We start from the raw sequence: 13,579 nt of genomic DNA on the forward strand, positions 1-13,579 counted from the left end.
CTGGAGCGGCTGGCGGTGCCGCTTCCGATACTTTCTAGGCAAAGCGCCATAGCGTCTGCGGGCAAGTGACGGTCGAATTTGTCTCGCCAGCTAGAGTCATTCTAATTTCTTTCTTGACGACCTTTCCATAGCCCGACTTGGGAAGCTGGCTCCAGAACAGATAATGCTTCGGCAGCTTGTAGCGGGCAATTTTATCCCTCAGCCAGGAATCGATATCGAGTGTTGCGACGTCGGTGCCAGGTGCGGCGACACAAACAGCAACCCCGACTTCGCCCCACACTGGATCGGGCACGCCCAACACAGCCACCTCGCTGATGCCGGGATGCGCAAGTATCTTTTCCTCGATTTCGCGAGGGTAAATGTTCGAGCCACCGGAGATATACATGTCCGATGCCCTGCCTGTTATGTATAAAAAACCATCGGAATCCATGTGCCCGACGTCACCGGTGCAGAACCAGCCATCCCGGAATGCCTTGGAGTTCGCTTCTGGATTATTGAAATATCCCGGAAAAACGGCTGGACCGATAACGCAAATTTCTCCTGTCTCGCCGGGTGAGAGCTCTGTGCCATCAGGGGACTTGATGGCAACCTGCATCCCTGTTCGCTCAAAGCCGCACGTGCCGATCCTCGCATCCGCGCCATTACCCAGTCGATGGTGATTGGGTGGGAGCACCGTGATATTGCCTGTCACTTCGCCGAGTCCGAAATACTGGACCAGCACAGGGCCGAGCTTCGTCAGGGCGTGCTCCTGGTCCGTGCGATACATCGGGGCTCCGGCATAGATGACATGGCGAAGCGAGGAGTGGTCGTAGCGATCCACGGCAGGATGCTCGACGAGCATTTTAAGGATCGTGGGCACGGTGAAGAGATTGGTGATGCGCCACTTCTCGATGAGAGCCCAGGCCGCTTCGATGTCAAAGCGATCTGTGGCCAAAAGCACCGTCTTGGCGCCTCGCGCCACCTGGGTCAGCTGGTGAACGCCAGCGCCGTGCGAAAGGGGCGCGACCACAAGCGATGCGTCGTCTTCTGTCGTCCCCGGCATGAGATCGCAAAGATGATTGGTGATGACGAACGCCATCTGGCCATGCGTTAGCACGGCTGCCTTTGGCCGGCCGGTCGTGCCTGATGTGAACAGGAACCAACAGGGGTCGTCTCGTTCGACCGCGGCCGTTTCGATCTGCTTGCCGTCGTGCTGCGAAACCACCTTGTCGTAGTCCGCACCGAAGGCAGTTTCGCCGATGGATATAAAGAAGCGAAGAGGCGCGGAAGAGGCCGCACAAGCGGCTTGATGATGCGTAAACATGTGGCCGCAGATCATCCCCGCGGCGCCGCATACCTCTGCCTGATAGGCTACTTCTTCAGGTGTCTGCCGGAAATTGGTTGGCACCCAAACCGCCCCGATGCGGAAGCAGGCGAACATGGACTCGAACATCTGGTTGCAGTTTTGCGACTGCACGAGAACGCGATCGCCTTTCTTTACCCCGTAAGTTTCAGCAAGGGCAAAGGACATCGCATTGATCCGCCGATCGATCTGCCGCCATGTCCAGCATCTGTCTCCCCAGACAAATGCAATTCTTTCGGGAAATCGCCTGGCTGCCTGGGAGACGAACTGCGACAGGTTCATCACGCGCTTGGACACAGGCTCGACTGAGCCTTCAGTCGCCCCGTTCATCGCGACCGCTCCAGGATTGAGACGTAGTTGGTGACGGCAGCGCCGCCCATGTTGAAGACACCGGCAAGGCTCGCATTCGAAACCTGCATTGCGCCGGCCTCGTTCATCAGTTGTTGTGCCGCCATCACATGCATAGAGACGCCGGTCGCGCCAAGCGGATGGCCCCTCGCCTTCAGGCCGCCAGATGGATTCACCGGCAGCTGCCCCGAACGTTCCGCGACCCCCTCGCGCACGATTCGGAAACCTTGGCCGGGTAATGCGAGGCCCATCGCCTCGTATTCGATCAGCTCGGCAATGGTGAAGCAGTCATGTGTCTCGACAAGATCGAGATCATCTATGGTCAGCATGGAGGTCTCGAGCGCCGTCGCCCAAGCCCGCCTCGCGCCGTCAAAGGTGATCGGATCGCGCCGGCTCAGCGCCATGAAGTCATTGGCATGGCTTCTGGCGCGAAATGCGATCGCACGAGGCATGCGGGCCGCCGCCTCCTCGTCCGCTATGACGATGGCTGCGGCGCCGTCCGACACCAAGGAGCAATCGGTTCGCCGCAGAGGGGCGGCGACATAGGGGTTGCGCTTCGATACGGTGTTGCAGAAGTCGAAGCCCAGGTCCTTGCGCATATGCGCAACCGGATTGGCTACACCGTTGCGATGGTTCTTCGCGGCGATCATCGCCAGTTCCTCGGATCTGTCGCCATGGCGCTGGAAATAGGCCTCCGCGATGCGCCCGAATACGCCTGCGAAACCGCCTTCCACGTCCGCCTCTTCCTTGCGATAGCAGCCGGACATCAGGACATCGCCAACCTCGCCGGAAGTCAGGCCAGTCATCTTTTCGGCGCCGATCACCAGAGCGATGCGTCCGCGACCGGCCTCGATGAAATCGAGTGCACCAAAAAGAGCAGCTGAACCGGTCGCACAGGCATTTTCGAACCGCACCGCAGGGGTCGCGGCAAGCCCATGATGACTCATGCCGACCAGTGCGGCCTGAAAATCCTGGCGGGAAAAGCCGTTGTTGTAGACGCCAACGAAGATGCCATCGACGTCAGCGGCCCCAATGCCGGCATGATCGAGCGCCGGGCCAACGACCTCCGCCATCAACGTCTCGGTGTCGGGGGCGGCGGACTTGCCGAAATTGCTGTGAGCCCAACCGATCATCTGTGCTTTGGCCATATCAGTTCCTTTCGGCACTCGAAGAGCGCCGTCCAATCAGCCCGTTCTTTTGCTCGCGGCATCCACCGCCGCCATTGCTGTCAGGCGCTTGCGCGCCGTTCCGGCTTCGCCGAAATCTCCGACTCGAAAGCGCGAAGGCCGGCGGTGAAAGACTCCATCAGTTCCTCGATTTCCGCTTCGCTGATCGTCAGGGGAGGACAGACCATCAGCCATTCTCCAAACGAACCGCCGGCCGTGCGCCGTGAGAACAGCAGCAGTCCGTGGTCGCGGCAAATCATTCCTATCCGCTCGCTCGCGCGCATCTCTGCCGGGAACGGTTCCTTGGTTACCTGGTCTGCGACGATCTCCACGGCCATGTGCAGTCCAAGCCCGCGAATGTCGCCGATGATGCCGGTCTTGCCTTTGATGTCCTCCAATCGGGACTTGATCAGCACGCCCAAATTCCGCGCCCGCTCCATCAGACCATCTTCCTCGACAACCCTCAGAACCATGTCAGATGCAGCGCAGCTGACGGGATTGGCTGAGTAGGTATGGCCGTGCTTGAAGCCGCCCGAACGGCGGACATCGTGGACCATGTCGGCTGACGCCAGGACCACGCCAAGTGGGGCATACGAGCCGCTGACGCCCTTTGCGAGCGTGACGATATCGGGCCGGCAATCCGGCCAATGATGGCCGGCGAGAAACTTGCCCGTCCTGCCAGCGCCGCTCATGATCTCGTCGTAGATCAGCATGACGCCGTAGCGGTCACAAATCTCGCGGATGCGGGTGGAATAGCTGTCCGGGGAAACCAGGGCTCCGGTCGATACGCCGCCGACTGGTTCGATCATGAAGGCCAGGATGGTTTCGGGGCCTTCCCTGAGGATCGTTTCTTCCAGCTGCCGCACACAGCGGTCGACGACATCCTCTTCACTTTCGCCGGCCGGGCGCCGATACATCAGCGGCGCGTCGATCTTTGGCATGTCGACAAACATTGGCCTGTAGGCTGATGCATAGTCGGGGTCACCGGTGATGCCGAGAAGCGCCGTCGTCGCGCCGTGATAGGAAGGGATGCGGCTGATAATCTTGAAACGCGATGCCTGACCTCGCGCCACCGCCACCTGACGGGCGAATTTGATCGCGGCCTCGTTGGCCTCCGAGCCGCCGGAGACGAAGAACGCGGCGCCATAATTCCAGTTGCTCAAGCGCTCGAGCCTGGCGGCCAGCCGCTCATTGGGGTCGTTGTCCCATCTCATGCTGTGCGCGTAGATAATGCGCCCCATCTGGTCGCGCATCGCTTCCAGGACCCTGGGATGGGCGTGACCGACATTGACCGAAATGGCGCCGGACGATCCATCCAGCAGACGACGACCGGTGCTGTCCCAGATATATACGCCCTCACCGCGGACGACTTTGGGAAACTCCTTCGCGCCTTCGGGCGTGATGAAATGCTGATAGCGCAGTGTCATGAGTATCCTCGCATTGTTGCCTGCGGGGGCGGGTCTTTTCAGAACCGCTTGGCAGGGTAAGAGAAACCATTGAGGGGGGAATTTGCCGTCAGCAGCTTCGGGTCGGGGTCAGATCCGAACAGCATCCGATGGCGCGTGAAGGCCAGGAGCTCAGCCACGTGCTCGTCATTGCGCGGATCGTCAGGGAATGCCGCGCCAAAAATCTCGTCGACATAGATACGGGTCATGATCTCGTCGGCGAACGCACTCGTTGCGTGCCCGATAAACCGGTCGAACGCTGCGGGAACAGGCTGCTTCGCATGATCCCTGGCTATGGCCGAAAGTATTTCCGCCCACTGCGCTGTCAGCCTCAGCCAGACCGAGTTGGCTTCCGCGTCCTGCCGCTTCATCTGGAACAGCGACCGAAAGAACATCCGGCGGCGGCGGAACGCTCCAACGATTTCGATGAAAGTCGCCTTCATCTGGGAGAACAGGTCGACAAATTCGTCGCCTTCGGGAATCGCCGGCGCAATATCGACCGCGGCGAACTCCGAGAAGACCTCAAGCACCAGGTCGCGGATGCTATCGAAATGCAGGTAGAATGTTCCTGCCGCGACCTTCGCCTTGCCGGTGATCGAGCCAATCGTCAGGCTGGCAAGGTCGCTTTCCGTCAAGCAATCGAACGCCGCCCGCTTCAGTTTTGCTCGCGTCCGCGCGCTCTTGCCTTCGCCACCCGCGCCCTTGATCTGGGCATTCAGGGCGGCGACGTAGCGATCACCCAATGCCAGATGAGGTCCGGCGGAGGCAGCTTGGCTCTGGCCTGAAGCCCCAGCTCGCAAGTCGTTCGGCGCGTTCTGATCGGTCATCTTGTCTCCCATCAGGAAGCCGCAGCGAGGAGCGTGCGGTCAGGCAGTGCCTCGCCGACCAGTCGCTCGAATTGGCCGGCCAATTCGGCCAGGTCGAGCGCTGCTTTTTTCTCGCCCGACAGATCCATCACCACCTTGCCGCGATGCATCATCAGCACTCGATCCGTGTGGCTGAGCGCATGGCCAAGATCATGCGTGACCATGACCGTCGTGATGTCTTGTGCGCGCACGATCTCCCCGGTTACGTCAGCCACGATTTTTGCGCGCTTGGGGTCGAGCGCCGACACGTGCTCATCCAGCAGCAGAACGCGCGGATTGCGGACCGCCGCCATCGCCATTGCGACCGCCTGGCGCTGCCCTCCGGAGAGCGTGCCTGTCGATTCGCCAAGTCGATCTTCCAGTCCCATGCCAAATCGCTGGAGCGCGTTTCTTGCGGCCAGCCTCACGTTATCGCGGTCATAGCGGCGAAGGCGGAAGGCACGCTCCCTTCCCATCACGGCCAGTGCGAAATTCTCCTCGATACTGAGCGAGGAAAGCACGTTGTGCTCGGGGTTCTGGCGAACGAGCGCAATCTTGGAAGCCCTCTGCCACGAAGGCTTCTCGCTGATGTCCTCGTCGTCAATGTGCAGGGATCCCTCATCAAGCAGCAATGTGCCCATGAGGATTGAAAGCAGGGTGGACTTGCCAGCGCCGTTGGAGCCGATCAGCGCAACATAGGAGCCGCGTGCGATATCAAGGGTCAAATCGTCCAGCGCGGTGAAGACTTCCTTTTTGCCAAGGCCTGCAAAGCGCTTCGTCGCGTGGCGAAGGCGTATCGCTGGTGGTGCACCACCAATGCGTCGCTCAGAGAAGGGTGGTGACACGATCGTTCTCCAAGAATTGCACATGTTTGCGCCGACGGGCCCGCCAGCCCTCGAACCCGGAAAGCGTAAGCGTGCCCTTCCCGTGGATACGGGCCGCGATGAAGGCGAACACCAAAAGCGCGGTGATCAATCGAACGGAATTTGGCGGAATGCCCATTCTGAGGCTGAGCGCCACGATACAGCGATAGATGATGACGCCGATGATAACGGAGGTCACCCCGACAGCGACTTTGTCGGAACGAATGACGCTGGTCCCGATCGTCAAGGCGGCCAGACCGACTACGATCACGCCGCCCTGGATAGAGACGTCCATGAACCCCTGGCTCTGCGCCACCAGCGCTCCCGATGCAGCCGCCAACGAATTGGCCAGCATAAGGCCAAGAACCTGATGCATCTCCGTGCGGATGCCGAGACTTCGTGCGGTCTGTATGTTCAGCCCACTTGCGCGTGTTGCGAGGCCGTATCCGGTGTGCAGAAGCCAGACCAGGAAGGTGGCGAAAATCAAGGTGACACCGCCCGCCACAAGGATCGAAGCGGTCTGGTTGCGGAGTCCGAGATTCTCGGCCCAGGTGAATAACGTATCCACCCGGACGAGCGAGACATTGCCCGTGCCCATGACCGCGATGCTAACGGACCACGCGGCCGTCGTCATCAGAATACCCGCAAGCAGAACGTTCATCTGAAGGATCACGTGCAGCAGGGCTGTGACAAGTCCTGCAAGCGCGCCGGCACACATGCCGAGCAATAAGGAGCTGATCGGGTCGAAGCCCATGAGAAGGCTGCTTGCGGCAGCGGCGCCGCCGAGGCCGAACGAGCCTTCAAGTGTCAAATCCGGCAGGCTGAGCACGTTGATCGCCAGGTAGATACCGAGCGCCAACGGTCCATAGAGGAGCCCTATCTGGGCTCCGATCACGAGCACATCGATCAGCATCGACATCCGTCCTCAGTAGGTTTTGACTGCTGAGGTCATCATAGTCTCGGGAATCTTGAGCCCCAAGGCGCCCGCCTCGGTCTTGTTGATCTCGAAGCCTGCAATCTTGGGAATGATGACCGGTGTCGTGGCGGGGTTGGCGCCCTTCAGCACCGCCACCACAAGGTCGGCTGCCCTCGTTCCAACAGTCACATAACTGTAGCTGCCAGCCAGGATCGCCCCACCCTTGACCGCGTCGGACGTGCAGCCGAACACTGGAAGCTTGGCGTCCTTGGCAACCTTCAGCGCTCCTGCCATGCCCGAGATCGTTGTCGTGTCGCAGGGGAACTCGATCGCCTGAACGCGTCCGACAAGCGACTGCGCCGCCTGGGTGGTTTCGCCGGCATTGGCGATACCCGCGGTGACGTGCTTCAAACCCTTGCTTTCTATGTGCGCGACAGCGCGCGCCGCCAGCGGATCGCCCGCGGGATCACCAACCTTGTAGATAAGACCGATCGTCTCGATGGTCGGCAGGATATTCAACATGCCGTCGATTTCCGATTCGACGGGAAGAGGATCCGAGACTCCAGTCATGTTGCCGCCGGGCTTTTCGAGGGACTGGACAATGCCGGCCTCGACGGGTGTCGACACGCCGACGAATACCACAGGCACAGTCTTGGTCGCCTGCTGTATGGATTGAGCCGCGGCGGTGCCAATGACCACGATGAGATCGCAACCGCCATTGGCAAATTGCTGCGCTATGGTTTGCTGTGTTGCGGCGTCAGCCTCGGGGTTCTGGATGTTCTGGACGATCTTTTCGCCGCCCGAAGCCTTCAGGCCATCGTTCATCCCTTTCAGGATGTCATCAATGACAGGCGCCGACGCATATCTGTTCACACAGACTGTCTTGCCCGAAAGCGCTGCATCCTCCGCCTTGCCAACTTCCGGGCAAGTGAGTGTCAAACCTGCAACCGTCGACAGTGCGATCAGTGACTTCATGTCAGTTCCCCATATTTGGCCGCCTTGCCGGCGGCGCTCGTCTGTTCCGATTATGAAACTGAATGCAGTTTCATAATTTGTCAATCGAGCTTTGGAGGAAATTATGCTTTCTGACAGAGAAGGCGCTATGGACGGAGGATTGGGCTTTGACTTATATTAATAAAATCAATTACTTAAAAGATGTTTTGTAACATTGTGACGACCGCCAGAATGATCGCTGTCTCAATCATGTTGGAAGGGCCTCCGCCCGCCGCCGCCGGATCGCTTCTGCGATAAACACCCGCGACAGTGCGTGGTAGAGCGGCTCATGCGAGATCATGCGTGCGGTGCCGTAGCCCAACATCGAGGCCAGCATCAGTGCAATGACATTGTCGTGATTGCCGGTCATCTCCAGGATGATGACGAAGGCCGTCATCGGCGCCTGCACGACGCCGGCGAAATAGCCGGCCATGCCGAGCAGTGCGGCGGCACCGGTGCTGGCGCCGAGTATGAGGCCGAGCGAACTGCCTATGCCGGCGCCGACGGCCAGCGACGGCGCGAAGATGCCGCCGGGAATGCCTGAAATCATAGACAGCAGCCCGGCAAGAAGCTTCTCTGCAAAGAAGAACCACGGCAGTGGCGTGCCTTCGACAGCACTGCGCGCCTGCACGTAGCCGGTGCCGAAGGTCAGCCCGCCCGAAGCGATGCCGATCGCCGCCACGGCCAGGCCGCAGATAGCCGCCACGATCAGGGCGCGCCTCAGCGGTTGTTGCGTGTGCCAGCGCCGGATCCTCCGCGTCACCTTCAACGCCAGCAGCGAGAACAGCGCGCCGAAGCCGCCGCCAATCACTCCACAGGCAATCACCAGCGGCCACTCAGCGGCAAACGAGATCGTTTCCTTAGAGACGCCGAAATAGGTGTAGTTGCCGAGCAGCCCAAGCGAGGCGAGACCGGCCAGGATCACAGCCGTCAGCACCAGCCCGTTGGTGCGAGCCTCATAGGTGCGGCCCATCTCCTCAATAGCGAAGACGATACCAGCCAACGGCGTGTTGAAGGCGGCGGCGATGCCAGCCGCCGAACCGGCCAGGATCAGGCCTCGCGCCTGCGCCATGCCACCCCAGCGCGCCGCCTGCAGCATCAGCGACGCGCCGACCTGCACGGTCGGGCCTTCGCGGCCGATCGAGGCACCGCAGAACAGCCCGATGATGGTGAGTGCGATCTTGCCCACCACCAGCCGCAGCGACAGGATGTGGCTGCGGTCGTCGTCATCACGCAGGTGGCGGGCGGCGATGGCCTGCGGAATGCCGCTACCTTGCGAGCCGGGAAAGAATGCATGGGCGAGCCAAGCGCATAGCACGAAGCCGAGCGGCGTAACGATGAGCGGCAGGTAGACGCGCCCGCCGCCATGATCGCCGATCATGACGTGGAACAGCGCCTGTGCCTTGTCGGCCAGCACCGCGAACAGCACGCTGATAACACCGATCGAGACCGCACCGGCCCAGAATACCAGCCGCGGCTGCCAGACGCGCCGCGAGCCCCACATCACTCGCGACCTCCGCAGCATGGGGTATTTTCGCGATGTGCCGGCCATGTTCAATCCCTAAACCCGGCATCGGTTGAATTGTCAAAAGGTTCTCGAGCCAACTGCTCGCGGGATGCGACCCGCAGGGATCACGTGTTCGTGTTGATGCAACTTTTCCAAACGCGGTCGCGAACCTGAAAGGGGCAACTATGCCTCTTCAAAATGGGAGTATGCAGAATGAACTCGAGAAAGCTTGCCGTCATTGCCGGCCTCATCGGCCTTTCCGCCTCGCCGGCCTTCGCCGAGGACGCTATGGGGACGATGACCATGATGAAGGGTGGGAGGTAACGGCAATCATGCCCGATGGCCGGAAGAATTGTGATTCTTCCATGGCCAATAAACCTGCGAGGGCGTTGCTAAAAAGGGATTTCATCGTCTAGATTGCGGTCGCGGCCACCACTACCGAAGTCCGTCTCCTTCTTGCGCTCTTCAATTTCAGGAGCGCGCGGCGCGATCATAACGAATGGCTTTGGAAGGGCCGGCAGCTTACGCTGCTCATCTTCCTCAACCTTCGCCTCCGCGACAACTTGGTTGATATTTGACAGGAGCTTGTGAGCCACGTCGTAGGCGCTCCAAATGGTGGCAGGGATAGCGAGAATTTCGAGTGTGAGGCGTGCGACCGCTACGTAGCTCAGTCGACCTTTGTCGAGTGCGGCTTCGAATTCAGCGACCTTACCAAGAAGCCTCTCTTTCTTTGCATCGTTGAAGCTGGACGAATTTTGTATCGCCTCCTTCAGATGATGAATGTAAGTCCGGATTTTGTCTTTCGAAGCGTCCGGAAGACGTGTTGATTCAGAGCGACGACGGATACTTGTGTCGATCGCGAGTTGAGTCATGTAATGGTCTAGATCGGCTATCAGCTGGAAGTAAATATCGCTGTCAAACTGCTTAATTTTTGGCACGTTTGCAGACAGGAACGGCTCTATACCGTAGCGCTTAGCAGCCGCAAGAACTACATTGGTGAACCCATGACGGATTTCTTGCAATTGGCGCCAATCATTCTCATCCCCATCGTTCAATCCTCTGGATGCTTCCGAAAGATTCCGCCGCGCAGACCGAACGAATGAGGAAAACGCCTGCTGATTATCTTCAGGCAGGTCATACAGTTCATCCTCGGATATGAAATCGTAAAGGTGCATCGCCATAAACATAATGAGCCTAGCGACGGACGCAATAGAGGGCGGCTACTCGGTGTTTCCGTCAGCAACTTTTTGGACATAGCCCTGGAAGGCAGCGGAGCTTGCTAAGCTTCGATCGGTAGCAAAAAATTCGGCCTGTCGTGCTTCTTTTACAGCTGAAACCCCTTGCCGAAGCTCGCAGTTAAACACGTCTATGGCGTCGGATGGCGCTCGGGTCTTTGCTTCATTCGGGGCGAAGTTAGAATCTGCGAGGCAGCTTATCAGTTCGTCATAAGCGTCGCGGAGCGCTGCGAGGCTATCGGATGACAGTGAGATGTCATCCATGTAGACCGATCGTCCAAACTGGCCAGGTGGCAGGTTCCTCAAAAACGTTCCTGCCGGTGATCGCATTAGGACTAGAGTCGCTAATATCGGCGATTGGACGAAGCCGTAAGGCAGGGCGTAGCTGGGATCTTCGTAGGGATTTTTTACACAAGACCATTTCGCATAGTGCTCGCCACGGTCGATGCCGCAATCTTGGATCGCTCTCGCGACACGATTGCGTGCAATGGAGTAGAAAAAACGCTCGATGTCGACACGCGCGAAATATTTGTGCGGCCTATGAGCGTGTAACGCTCCGACGTGACCACCAGCGCTTAGGTGCTTATAGAAGTCGTCAAATTCGACGGCAGCCTCGACCTTAGTCTTTATTTCTTTTCCGATACGCCTGCCAAGATCAGACGGCTTGAAGACAGGTTTGCCCTTTATCAGAAACGAAAATGCGAAGTTCTCGAACCTTACCGGCATAGTTGACGACCTTACTCACAAGATAGACGACCGCAGTTATCAGGTTTATCACCGGGATAACATATGGCTGCCACTTGTGAGTAAGGCGCTTGAGACGTGAAGTTTTCTTCATGCCCTTGCTCCTTATCTACCCGCCCCGGCAACCAGCGACTCGCATAAGGAGTCGTCAACTGAGAGAACCCATGAGAGGTCTCGAAGTGTTACTAAGGTATACCAGAAGGTAGTCCCGTAGCATCACCAGTGTGAGAAGCTAGTTATCGCCAAAGCGGATGACGCAATCTAACGTTCTTCCGGCGACATACAAGATCGGTGTCATGGAGCGACTGGCGTAATCCCCAAGGAAAAGGCACCCGACGACTTTCAAAAGGCGGTGCAAGGCTACCGGCCACCATTGAATATGTCTTCCGCTTCATCCACGTATCAGGGGCTGTAACACATTTGATAGGTGGGGAAAGTGGCTTCCAAAGAATACACGCTAATGAAATTCAACATCTTGTCGATGGCGCTGCATCCAGAAATGGGCGGGCGCATTGATGATGCCTACGTCTATGCCTGGGACAATAATGTTTATCCAATCTTTCATGACGGCGCGGCGTGGCATCAGGCGTTCGAAGACGACTTCGACGTGACGAAGGAAATGATGGACGAGCTTAGCGCGCGCCTCGACAAAGCGTGGGATGGCGGGCAAGGGACCGCGCCCACTTTTTATGAGTTGGAAAGCATCTACGACGCGCGTCATGGTGGAGGTGATTGGGATCGATCGGCGTTGATTGGTGCCATGCGGTATATGGCGCTCTGTCAGCACCGGTTCGACAAAAAGTTCTTCCAGCAGGTTACGCGGAATTCCGGAGCGCCTGCCGAGGCAAATCACTTTGCAGACCCAATGGATCGTGCCAGCGATATCTTCTTCATGTGACTATTCCGCCAAACTAGTCACGACAAACATGTGGAGTCGAAGTGTCGCGAGATGGGCGGCGACAAAGCCGTGCCTTCGTCGGTTCGCGCTATACCCGCAAGAGAAACGGGTGAGCAGGAAACGTGCTCGCCCGTGATCTTTTATTCGACGAAAGGATTGGGCGACTAAGCAGTCTCACGCTCGAAGGACGCCATCAACTTGTCGTCCACAGGGTCGAGCAAGCCGTAGTATCCGCGCGCGAACAGCATTGCCGCTAGCGTGGCCTTGGAGAACTCGACCCCGAAATAGAAAGACTGTATCGAAACGGACTTTGGCCACACTTGATCAATGGCGGTCCCGTCCGTCGTCAGCCATGCGTGCCAGACCGGCGACGGATGCGCCGGGCTGATCGCGAAGCCCTCGACGTAGCGCAAGCCGGCATCCTGCTTCCGTAGCACGATGCTGCCTGCGGCCTTAAAGCAAGTGCCCTGCTTGCGCCTCCGAATCTCACGCGGCAGCGGCGCAGGAACGTAGGTGCGGCCATGGGCGAGCACAAAACGCCGCGCGGCGTCGTGGCCGCTAAGCAGCGGCACACCTTCAGTTAGGGCGCGGTGGACCGGATGCATCATGTCGCCAGCGGTGCCACGATCTTTTCGAATTGCGCGGCTGTCGGAACGCGGCTCATGACAGCCGCCTAACGACCTGTATTTCACGAAACTCTTCCGTGAGTTCGCGCTTGATGTAGGCTTCAGTGAGCGTGCCGTCGATAAGATGCGACGGATTGTCGAACCCTTTTGAGAGAAGTTCGGAAACGGCCGCGCTCGACAGGTCAGATGTTGGGTATTCAAATTTCTTAGTCATTGTTCGTCCAAATAAAACGGGTCGTCGGCCGGGGCGTTGCTCCGGTTCAAGATCGCCATTGCTGCGGGGAATACCTATCAGTCACATGCGATCGTGGATCACAAGTGAATTAAAGCGGTTATTTATGAACCTGAATTAGATCAATGGCTTAGCGTTTCCGAGGCTTCACGCTCACCGGCCACATCTCGGCCGCCATGAGCGCCTTGACCATCTGGTCGGGCTCACGCCGCCCGGTGATGGCACACGGTTCGATCGTGGCAAGCGCCAGGGTGAGCCGGTCGTATGTGTCGTTTGGGATGTAGGTATTCATGGGATGTCCTCCGTTGCGGGATTGCGAGCGCAACATGAGTCATATCGGCGTGGGCGTCAACGAATATTACGCAATGTTTTCAACTACTTAATAAGTCATAGATGACTTTTGCGCTGCCGGAGGGTTC

14 protein-coding genes are annotated in these 13,579 nt (G+C 58.6%); 1 reads left to right on the forward strand and 13 read right to left on the reverse strand.

Features of this window, described 5'->3' with window-relative positions:
• Window positions 1–34: 34 nt before the first annotated feature.
• The 10 genes from AC0V7N_RS34705 to AC0V7N_RS34750 all read right to left on the reverse strand — a co-directional run bounded on the left by AC0V7N_RS34705 (window position 35) and on the right by AC0V7N_RS34750 (window position 11,386).
• On the reverse strand, window positions 35–1,672 hold the full coding sequence (locus AC0V7N_RS34705; protein WP_475453344.1) for an acyl-CoA synthetase: 1,638 nt from the start codon (window positions 1,670–1,672) through the stop codon (window positions 35–37).
• A complete protein-coding gene (locus AC0V7N_RS34710) occupies window positions 1,669–2,838 on the reverse strand; it encodes an acetyl-CoA acetyltransferase (RefSeq protein ID WP_475453346.1) in 1,170 nt (389 codons plus the stop codon). Before AC0V7N_RS34710 ends, AC0V7N_RS34705 begins: the two co-directional genes overlap by 4 nt.
• Before the next feature lie 80 nt (window positions 2,839–2,918).
• Window positions 2,919–4,283, reverse strand: coding sequence for an aminotransferase family protein (locus AC0V7N_RS34715; RefSeq protein ID WP_475453348.1), 1,365 nt, complete (start codon window positions 4,281–4,283; stop codon window positions 2,919–2,921).
• 38 nt (window positions 4,284–4,321) lie between these two features.
• Window positions 4,322–5,128, reverse strand: a complete 807-nt coding sequence (locus tag AC0V7N_RS34720; RefSeq protein WP_475453350.1) for a TetR/AcrR family transcriptional regulator — start codon at window positions 5,126–5,128, stop codon at window positions 4,322–4,324.
• A gap of 11 nt (window positions 5,129–5,139) precedes the next feature.
• The gene (locus AC0V7N_RS34725; protein WP_475453352.1) at window positions 5,140–5,991 is read right to left on the reverse strand and encodes an ABC transporter ATP-binding protein; all 852 of its coding nucleotides are present in this window, start codon (window positions 5,989–5,991) and stop codon (window positions 5,140–5,142) included.
• Window positions 5,972–6,922 carry an ABC transporter permease gene (locus AC0V7N_RS34730; protein ID WP_475453354.1) on the reverse strand — a complete coding sequence of 317 codons (951 nt, stop codon included), beginning with the start codon at window positions 6,920–6,922 and terminating at the stop codon, window positions 5,972–5,974. The genes AC0V7N_RS34725 and AC0V7N_RS34730 overlap by 20 nt, the downstream gene beginning before the upstream one ends.
• Before the next feature lie 12 nt (window positions 6,923–6,934).
• On the reverse strand, window positions 6,935–7,900 hold the full coding sequence (locus AC0V7N_RS34735; protein ID WP_475453356.1) for an ABC transporter substrate-binding protein: 966 nt from the start codon (window positions 7,898–7,900) through the stop codon (window positions 6,935–6,937).
• A gap of 226 nt (window positions 7,901–8,126) precedes the next feature.
• The gene (locus AC0V7N_RS34740) at window positions 8,127–9,470 is read right to left on the reverse strand and encodes a chloride channel protein (RefSeq protein WP_475453358.1); all 1,344 of its coding nucleotides are present in this window, start codon (window positions 9,468–9,470) and stop codon (window positions 8,127–8,129) included.
• 347 nt (window positions 9,471–9,817) lie between these two features.
• Window positions 9,818–10,606, reverse strand: a complete 789-nt coding sequence (locus AC0V7N_RS34745) for a hypothetical protein (protein WP_475453360.1) — start codon at window positions 10,604–10,606, stop codon at window positions 9,818–9,820.
• Window positions 10,607–10,645: 39 nt separating this feature from the next.
• Window positions 10,646–11,386 (reverse strand): reverse transcriptase domain-containing protein, encoded by a 741-nt coding sequence (locus AC0V7N_RS34750; RefSeq protein ID WP_475453362.1) that lies wholly within the window; start codon window positions 11,384–11,386, stop codon window positions 10,646–10,648.
• 478 nt (window positions 11,387–11,864) lie between these two features.
• Between AC0V7N_RS34750 and AC0V7N_RS34755 the strand changes: the two genes are divergently transcribed.
• Window positions 11,865–12,302, forward strand: coding sequence for a hypothetical protein (locus AC0V7N_RS34755; RefSeq protein ID WP_475453364.1), 438 nt, complete (start codon window positions 11,865–11,867; stop codon window positions 12,300–12,302).
• 164 nt (window positions 12,303–12,466) lie between these two features.
• Here AC0V7N_RS34755 and AC0V7N_RS34760 read toward each other — a convergent pair whose 3' ends face one another.
• From AC0V7N_RS34760 to AC0V7N_RS34770, 3 genes are all read right to left on the reverse strand, one after another.
• A complete protein-coding gene (locus tag AC0V7N_RS34760) occupies window positions 12,467–12,994 on the reverse strand; it encodes a hypothetical protein (RefSeq protein WP_475453366.1) in 528 nt (175 codons plus the stop codon).
• Window positions 12,963–13,142: a hypothetical protein gene (locus tag AC0V7N_RS34765; protein WP_475453368.1), complete on the reverse strand. Its 180-nt coding sequence runs from the start codon at window positions 13,140–13,142 to the stop codon at window positions 12,963–12,965. Before AC0V7N_RS34765 ends, AC0V7N_RS34760 begins: the two co-directional genes overlap by 32 nt.
• A gap of 148 nt (window positions 13,143–13,290) precedes the next feature.
• Entirely contained in the window at window positions 13,291–13,452 is a 162-nt protein-coding gene (locus AC0V7N_RS34770; RefSeq protein ID WP_475453370.1) for a hypothetical protein, read from the reverse strand.
• Window positions 13,453–13,579: the final 127 nt, after the last annotated feature.

Source organism: Mesorhizobium kamtschaticum (genome assembly GCF_056174585.1).

Excerpts from the sequence above, each read along its gene's own strand:
- AC0V7N_RS34705 (WP_475453344.1), bottom strand. The coding sequence starts at position 1,672 with ATGAACGGGGCGACTGAAGGCTCAGTCGAGCCTGTGTCCAAGCGCGTG.
- AC0V7N_RS34710 (WP_475453346.1), bottom strand. The coding sequence starts at position 2,838 with ATGGCCAAAGCACAGATGATCGGTTGGGCTCACAGCAATTTCGGCAAG.
- AC0V7N_RS34715 (WP_475453348.1), bottom strand. The coding sequence starts at position 4,283 with ATGACACTGCGCTATCAGCATTTCATCACGCCCGAAGGCGCGAAGGAG.
- AC0V7N_RS34720 (WP_475453350.1), bottom strand. The coding sequence starts at position 5,128 with ATGACCGATCAGAACGCGCCGAACGACTTGCGAGCTGGGGCTTCAGGC.
- AC0V7N_RS34730 (WP_475453354.1), bottom strand. The coding sequence starts at position 6,922 with ATGCTGATCGATGTGCTCGTGATCGGAGCCCAGATAGGGCTCCTCTAT.
- AC0V7N_RS34735 (WP_475453356.1), bottom strand. The coding sequence starts at position 7,900 with ATGAAGTCACTGATCGCACTGTCGACGGTTGCAGGTTTGACACTCACT.
- AC0V7N_RS34740 (WP_475453358.1), bottom strand. The coding sequence starts at position 9,470 with ATGGCCGGCACATCGCGAAAATACCCCATGCTGCGGAGGTCGCGAGTG.
- AC0V7N_RS34745 (WP_475453360.1), bottom strand. The coding sequence starts at position 10,606 with ATGGCGATGCACCTTTACGATTTCATATCCGAGGATGAACTGTATGAC.
- AC0V7N_RS34750 (WP_475453362.1), bottom strand. The coding sequence starts at position 11,386 with ATGCCGGTAAGGTTCGAGAACTTCGCATTTTCGTTTCTGATAAAGGGC.
- AC0V7N_RS34755 (WP_475453364.1), top strand. The coding sequence starts at position 11,865 with ATGAAATTCAACATCTTGTCGATGGCGCTGCATCCAGAAATGGGCGGG.
- AC0V7N_RS34765 (WP_475453368.1), bottom strand. The coding sequence starts at position 13,142 with ATGACTAAGAAATTTGAATACCCAACATCTGACCTGTCGAGCGCGGCC.
- AC0V7N_RS34770 (WP_475453370.1), bottom strand. The coding sequence starts at position 13,452 with ATGAATACCTACATCCCAAACGACACATACGACCGGCTCACCCTGGCG.